The sequence below is a fragment of the Mesorhizobium sp. M4A.F.Ca.ET.090.04.2.1 genome (genome assembly GCF_003999085.1).
Lineage (GTDB): Bacteria > Pseudomonadota > Alphaproteobacteria > Rhizobiales > Rhizobiaceae > Mesorhizobium.
This window is the reverse complement of record NZ_RZOT01000318.1, coordinates 1-6,951: the sequence shown is the minus strand read 5'-3', so window position 1 is coordinate 6,951 and position 6,951 is coordinate 1. Positions and strand designations below refer to the sequence as shown.

At 64.4% G+C, this 6,951-nt stretch carries 6 protein-coding genes and 1 pseudogene; all 7 read right to left on the bottom strand.

What is annotated here, in order from left to right:
- Nucleotides 1-161, bottom strand: a pseudogene (locus EN781_RS21160) (EEP domain-containing protein); the annotation flags it as partial.
- A 98-nt stretch (nt 162-259) separates the two neighbouring features.
- The gene (locus EN781_RS21155) at nt 260-1,810 is read right to left on the bottom strand and encodes a sodium:proton antiporter (RefSeq protein ID WP_126058393.1); all 1,551 of its coding nucleotides are present in this window, start codon (nt 1,808-1,810) and stop codon (nt 260-262) included.
- Between the two features lie 154 nt (nt 1,811-1,964).
- Nucleotides 1,965-3,029: an ABC transporter ATP-binding protein gene (locus tag EN781_RS21150; RefSeq protein WP_126058392.1), complete on the bottom strand. Its 1,065-nt coding sequence runs from the start codon at nt 3,027-3,029 to the stop codon at nt 1,965-1,967.
- A gap of 25 nt (nt 3,030-3,054) precedes the next feature.
- Nucleotides 3,055-3,846, bottom strand: coding sequence for an ABC transporter permease (locus tag EN781_RS21145; protein WP_126058391.1), 792 nt, complete (start codon nt 3,844-3,846; stop codon nt 3,055-3,057).
- On the bottom strand, nt 3,843-4,757 hold the full coding sequence (locus EN781_RS21140; RefSeq protein ID WP_126058390.1) for an ABC transporter permease subunit: 915 nt from the start codon (nt 4,755-4,757) through the stop codon (nt 3,843-3,845). The genes EN781_RS21145 and EN781_RS21140 overlap by 4 nt, the downstream gene beginning before the upstream one ends.
- Nucleotides 4,758-4,818: 61 nt before the next feature.
- Complete coding sequence (locus tag EN781_RS21135; protein ID WP_126058389.1) at nt 4,819-5,925, bottom strand: ABC transporter substrate-binding protein; 1,107 nt, start codon at nt 5,923-5,925, stop codon at nt 4,819-4,821.
- A 244-nt stretch (nt 5,926-6,169) separates the two neighbouring features.
- Nucleotides 6,170-6,951 (bottom strand): iron-containing alcohol dehydrogenase (locus EN781_RS21130; protein WP_127400297.1); only part of this gene is annotated, 782 nt, incomplete at its 5' end.

The window sequence follows — 6,951 nt, the reverse complement described above, 5'->3', positions numbered from 1 at the left end:
TGGATTTCCGTCTGGTCGTCCTCGTTTGTACGCGGCCAGTGCCGCTCCGCCTCCTGTAAGGCGATGATGTCGGCGCCTTCGACGACGCGCGCGGCGCGCGCGAGATCGTAGCGGCCGTCGCCGCCGAACCCGTACTGGATGTTGTAGCTGACGAGCTTCATTGGTTATCCGGCTCAGTTCCGGTGATGGCAGTAGCGTTTCACCGATAGCGTGGCAATGGACCGCAACAGCAACGGGGCTGGGCCAGAGGACCGTCTTCCTACGTCGTCAGCGGCTGGAACCGCCCCGCCGGCGACGCCGCCAGTTCCGACCAGTCGATCTCCTCCTCCAGCCGGTGATAGGCCTCGTCGCCGATCGTGCCGTTGCGGCGCAGTTCCTCCAGCGCGTCGCGCTGGCGCTTGATGGCATAGAGGCGCAGGCGATCGTATTCGGTCGCCGCCTGGGCGTCCTCAGGGTCCTCGGCGATCCGGCGCTGCGCCTCATACTGCTCGCGCACCACCGCCGCCGCGGCCGACGTCTTGTGGTTCAGGACGTCGAGCGCGGCCTGCATGACGGCAACGCGCGCCTCCGCCACCTCGCGGTCGATCGTCGTGTCCCGTTCGAAATTGAGTATCCGCAGCAGCGGCTTCAGACTCATGCCTTGCAGCACCAGCGTGCCGAGAACGACCGCGAAGGCGGCAAGCACGATGGGGTCACGGCCCGGGAAGCCGGCCGGCAGCGCAATCGCCACCACCAGCGTCACCAGTCCCCGCATGCCGCACCAGCCGACGAGCACGGCACCGCGGAACGTCGGTGCATCCCGCCTTTTGTCTTCGCTGTCGAAGCGGGCAAGCCATCGCATGACCGCAACGTAGCTCGCGACCCAGACGAGGCGAGCCACGATGACCACGGCCAGCACCGTCGCGGCGAAGAGAAACGCATCGCCTTGCCCGTCGCCGGAGAGCCGGCCGACGATCGAGCGTGCCTGCAGGCCCATCAGAACGAAAGCCAGCACGTTGAGGACGAACACCGCCGACTCCCAGACCGAATAGGTGCTGACGCGCCTCCGCGCCGACATCAGGCGCGGCGCGGTGCGCGCGATGGTCATGGCATAGACGACGATGGTGATGATGGCCGACAGCCCGAGCCTGTCGGCAAGTATCCAGACACCGAATGTACCGGCGAACTGCACCACTGTACTGCTTGCCGCATCCTCGATCCGCGTGAGCGTCAGCAGAGAGAAGCGGCCGAACAGATAGCCGGCGACAACGCTGCCGACCGTCGACAGCAGGATCACCGGCACCGCGTCCTTCAGCATGACCGAACCGATCGCGGCCGAAACCGCAATCCTGTAGATCAGCAGCGCTGTCGCATCGTTGAGCAGGCTCTCGCCCTGCAGGATGGCCGTGATGCGGTGCGGCACCTTGAACTGGCCGAGCACGGCGCTCGCGGCCACGGCATCGGGCGGCGCGACGATGGCGCCGAGCGCGATCGCCGCCGCGATCGGCAGGCCGGCCATCTTCCAGCCGACGAAGGCAACAACCACGGTGGTGAAAACAACCGCGCCGAGCGCCAGCATCGCCAGCGACAGCCGGTAGCGCTTCAGGTCGCGCAGCGAGGTGTCATAGGCAGCATCGAGAAGCACCGGCGCTATGAACAGCGCAAGCGCCAGTTCCGGATCGATCTCGATCGTTGGCGCGCCGGGCACAAAGGCAATCCCAACCCCGGCCAGGGCCAGCAGCGAAGGATAAGGGACCTCCAGCCGCCGCGACAGCGCCGCCAGCGCGACGGCAATCAAAAGCAGGACGAGGGTCAGTTCGAACAGGGCCATACCTCATCGTAGCGATGAAGCGCGACGGTTGGCAGTACCCCCGTGTCGGGATGCTGTTGATTGTCTGGCGCGTTAGCGATGAGGGTCGGATCGTCCCACGCTGATCGCTATGGGAGGTGATGCACCGGCTCGAAATTGCGCTCCTGCCGCTTTGCTAGTGCAGCACCAGCATGTCGCCGGACGAGAACGAGATGTCCGCCTTCTCGCCGACCACGGGCGGTGGCGTCGTCGAGTTGTTGAACGTGTCGAGCGACACCGTGTTGCCGCCAATGCCGACGCGCACCCGGATGACCGAGCCGAGGAAGTGCACTTCGGCGATCTCGCCGGAAAGGCTGGTGTCATGGCCGGGTTGCCGCCCCAGCGAAATCGCCTCGGGCCTGAGCGCCAGCGACAGCGTGTCGCCGGATTTCGAACCGTTGAGCTTGCCCTTGAGCGAGACTTCCTGCGTGTTGACCTGCACTTTGCCAGATGCCGGGTCGGTGACCTTGCCTTCCAGCACGTTGAGTGTGCCGACGAAATTGGCGACGAACTTGGTCGCCGGCCGGTTGTAGATCTCGAACGGCGTGCCGACTTGCTCGGCCTTGCCGCCATACATGACCGCGATGCGGTCGGAGATCGACAGCGCTTCTTCCTGGTCGTGGGTGACGAAAATGGTGGTGATGCCGAGCTTCTTCTGGATCGAGCGGATCTCCTCGCGCAGCGACACGCGCACCTTTGCATCGAGCGCCGACAGCGGCTCGTCGAGCAGCAAGAGCTTCGGCTTCGGCGCGATCGCGCGCGCCAGCGCGATGCGCTGCTGCTGGCCACCCGAAAGCTGGTAGGGATAGCGGTCGGCCATCTGCGGCAGCTTTATGATGTCGAGCATCTCGGCAACGCGGGAATCGATGGCGGCCTTCTGCATCCCCGCCACCTTCAGCCCGAAGCCGATATTCTGCGCCACCGTCAGGTTGGGGAACAGCGCGTAGGCCTGGAACACCATGCCGACATTGCGCTGGTTGGGCTTCAGCCGCGTGATGTCCTTGCCAGCCACGACGATCTTGCCGGCGCTCGGCTCCTCGAAACCGGCGACCATGCGCAGCACAGTCGTCTTGCCGCAGCCCGATGGGCCAAGGAAGGAGACGAACTCGCCCGGCGCAACGTCGAGGTTGAAATCCTCGACCACAGTCGTGGCGCCGAAGGACTTTCGCACATGCTGGATGGAGAGGAACGGCTCGGCCATGGCTTTGACTTTCAGTGCTTGTCGTTCAATTGGGGCGGTTCGCCGATTTCGGCGCGAAGCGGGACAGGATCTGGATCAGCGACATGCAGCCCCAGGTAATGGCGAAGGCGATGATGGCAAGCGCCGCCGGCTCATAGGCGCGGTTGGCGCCGATATTCTGCAGATACGGTCCGAAGGCCGGCCGATTGAGCAGGCTCGCCATGGTGAATTCGCCGATGACGATGGCGAAGGTCAAGAAGGCGCCCGACAAGACCGCGATCAGCACATTGGGCAGGATGACACGGGTGATGATCGTCCCCCAGCCGGCGCCGAGGATCTGCGCCGCTTCCGTCAGCGTCCTGACATCGATGGTGCGCAGCCCGGTATCAACCGCCCGGTACATGTAGGGCAGCGCCAGCGTCGCATAGCCGATGACCAGCAGGGCGTTGGTGCCGGTGTCGCTGGCGAGGAACGGCAGCGGCGAGTTGGAGCCGTACATCCGGATGTAGCCGAAGACGATGACGATGGCCGGAATGACCAGCGGCAACAGCGTGATGAACTCGACCACCGGCCTGATCTGCGGCAGACGCAGCCGGATCCAGTAGGCCGCGGGCACCACGATCAGCACGCCGAGGATGATGGTGAAGATCGCCGCGACCACCGAATACATGAAGGTGGCCTGGAAGCGTTCGTCCCCCAGCACGATCTGATAGGCGTCGAACGAATAGGCGCCGCGCCGCATGCGCATCGAGAATTCGACGGTCGCGATCAGCGGAATGAAGAAATAGGCCGCGCCCAGCGCAAAGACGACCCAGGCCCAGAATCTGCCGGACTTCATTTGAGCCACCTCTCCGAGCGGGTCCGGAACCAGATGTAGAAGACATTGGCGAGACCGGTGATGACGATCATGCCGAAGGCGATCGCATAGCCGAGATGCGCGTTGTGCAATACGTCGCCACGGATCTGCGCGTAGAGCAGGATCGGCACGATGTTGAGCGAGGAACCAGTCAGCGCATAGGCGGTGGCGATCGCCCCGAAGGCGTTGGCGAAGAGCAGGATCACGGTGCCGAGGAAGCTCGGCCAGATCACCGGAATGACCACCATGCGCCAATACTGCGCCGTGGTCGCGCCGAGCGTCGCGGCAGCTTCACCCCATTCCTTCTTCAGCCCGTCGATAGCCGGCGTGATGATGACCACCATCAGTGGGATCTGGAAGTAGACATAAGTCAGCGTCAGGCCCCAGAAGGACAGGATGTTGAAGCCGTGCGCGTAGATGTTCAGGCCGAACACGGTGTTCAGGATGACGGTGGCGAGCCCGAGCCGGCCCAGCGTGGCAAGGAAGGCGAAGGCCAGCGGCACGCCGGCGAAATTGGAAGCGACACCGGAAAATGTCAGCGTCGCCGAGCGTATCCAGTCCGGCAGGCCGCCACGCACGATGGCAATGGCGATGGCGAGCCCGGCGAAGGCGCCAATCAGAGCCGAGGCAAGGCTGACCTTGATGGAAATCCAGTAGGCGGCAACGATCGACGGCTGCGCCAGGGCCGCGATGTTTTCGAGCGTGAACTCGCCTGCGTCGTTCTGGAAGGCGCCCAGCATCAGGTACAGCGTGGGCAGGATCAGGAACATGATCGCGAAGACGAAGAACGGCGTGACGCCGAGCCACTGCGTCGGCAGCCGCAGCCTTCGCCCCTCGGCGGGCGGCGCGGTCTTCCCCGCAATGGCCTGGTTGGAGAGCGAGAGATCGGTCATGCGCCGGCTACCGTCTTGGAGAGGAGCCGGGCGGCCAAGGCCGCCCGGCCCTTACATTGTGTTACTTCACGTTGGCGCCGACAACGGCATCCCAGTTCTTGGTGATGGCTTCCTTGGCCTTGCCCTGTTCGTCGAGGGTCGGGAAGACAGCCGATGCATAGGCCTCGGCCGGCGGCAGCTTGGCCATCACGTCGGCCGGGAGTTTGCCGTTCTTGGCGAGGTCGTTGAAGCGGATCGGGTGGCAATAGCCCTTCAGCCAGCCGATCTGGCCTTCGTCGGAGTAGAGATACTCGAGCCATAGCTTGGCAGCATTCGGGTGCGGCGCGTAGGCGCTGATCGCCTGCACGTAGACGCCGGCGACGACGCCGGTCTTCGGCACGACGACATCGACCGGCGGGTTGCCCTTCAGCGTGTCGCGGCCGGCAAGCGCGTTGTAATCCCAGGTGACCAGGATCGGCGTCTGGCCCTGGGCGAGCGTCGCCGGCTTGCCGATGACCGGCACGAAATTGCCGGCGGCGTTGAGCTTCTTGAAGAAGTCGAGACCGGCGGTGCCGGCGGCTTCACCAGCGGCCGCGCCACCGGAAAGGCCGGCGGCGTAGACGGCCTGGATGGCCTGGTTCGAGGCGCGCGGGTCACCGGCGAGGGCAACCGTGTTGGCATAGTCTGCCTTCAAGAGGTCGGCCCAGTCAGCCGGCGCTTCCTTGACCAGATCCTTGTTCACCAGGAAGGACAGCACGCCGTAATAGTCGCCGGTCCAGAAGCCATCCGCATCCTTGGCGCTGTCCGGGATCGAGTCCCAGGTCGACACCTTGTAGGCCTGGATCAGGCCATCAGCCTTTGCCGACGGGCCGAAGGACAGGCCGACGTCGATGACGTCAGGCGCCTGCGGGCCCTTGTTGTCCTTGTTGGCCTTGATCGCCTCGATCTCGTCGCCCGAGCCGGCATCCGGGTTGAGTTCGTTGATCTTGATCTCCGGATACTTCGCCTTGAAGCCATCGATGACGGCGCCGTAACCGCACCAGTCATGCGGCAGCGCGATCGTGGTGAGCTCGCCCTCCGCCTTGGCCGCCTTGACGAGTTCATCCAGCGAAGCCGCGGACGAAATCACCGACGACACCATCAGGGTCGCGGCCGAAAGGGAAAGCACTTTCCCCGTGAATTTGAACATGTGTTCTCTCCGTTGAACTGACGCCGTTGGACGCCTGCGATGCGGTATCGTTTTCGTGTGACAGCCAGATGAAAGCTTTGTGAAACCGGCACGCCGCAGTACGAAAAAGTAAACTCTTTTTAACCGGTTGTAGCAATCGCTCCGCGATTATTTTTCCGGCTAAGCATTCCGCTCCTTGCCTTTTGCCCTATCCCCTTCCCTTTCCCCTCGTTTCAAGATCAATTTCCGGCGCCGCGATCGCCGCTCACACCGCGCCGGCGATGGCGTTTTCAAGCAGCGTGAGTGCCCCTTTCTTGGTCAGCTTGACCGGGTTGCCGCTGGCGGTCGGATCGACCACCGCCATGTCGGCGATCAGCCCCTTGCGCTTCTTGTCCATGTCGAGGCCCTTGATCAGGCCGGGCAGCGCATGCGGCACCTTGAGCTCCTTGCGCAGCTTGATGATCGCCTTGGCGAAACCGTCGAAGCCGCCCTTGATGCCGCAATAGGCGGCGAGCCGGGCGATGCGCTCGTCGATGGCGTCGCGGTTGAAGGCCAGCACGTAGGGCATGAACACGGCGTTGGTCATGCCGTGATGGGTGTCGTAGAGCGCGCCGATCGGGTGCGACAGCGAGTGGATGGCGCCCAGCCCCTTCTGGAAGGCCGCCGCGCCCATCGCCGCGGCGCTCATCATATGGGCGCGGGCGACCAGGTCCTTGCCGTTGGCGAAGGCCCTGGGCAGGTTCTCGAACACCAGCCGAATGCCTTCCACCGCGATGCCGTCAGCCATCGGATGATAGCCCGGCGCGCAATAGGCTTCGAGGCAGTGCGCCAGCGCGTCCATGCCGGTGCCGGCGGTGATGAAGCCCGGCATGCCGACCGACAGCTCCGGATCGGCGATCACGATCGCCGGCAGGAGCTTCGGATGGAAGATGACCTTCTTGGTGTGCGTCGCCTCGTTGGTGATGACGCCGGCGCGGCCGACTTCCGAACCGGTGCCGGCGGTGGTCGGCACCGCGATGATCGGCGCGATCGCGTCGGAATCGGCTC

Coding starts and splice junctions, on each gene's coding strand:
- EN781_RS21155 (WP_126058393.1), bottom strand. CDS start 1,810: ATGGCCCTGTTCGAACTGACCCTCGTCCTGCTTTTGATTGCCGTCGCG.
- EN781_RS21150 (WP_126058392.1), bottom strand. CDS start 3,029: ATGGCCGAGCCGTTCCTCTCCATCCAGCATGTGCGAAAGTCCTTCGGC.
- EN781_RS21145 (WP_126058391.1), bottom strand. CDS start 3,846: ATGAAGTCCGGCAGATTCTGGGCCTGGGTCGTCTTTGCGCTGGGCGCG.
- EN781_RS21140 (WP_126058390.1), bottom strand. CDS start 4,757: ATGACCGATCTCTCGCTCTCCAACCAGGCCATTGCGGGGAAGACCGCG.
- EN781_RS21135 (WP_126058389.1), bottom strand. CDS start 5,925: ATGTTCAAATTCACGGGGAAAGTGCTTTCCCTTTCGGCCGCGACCCTG.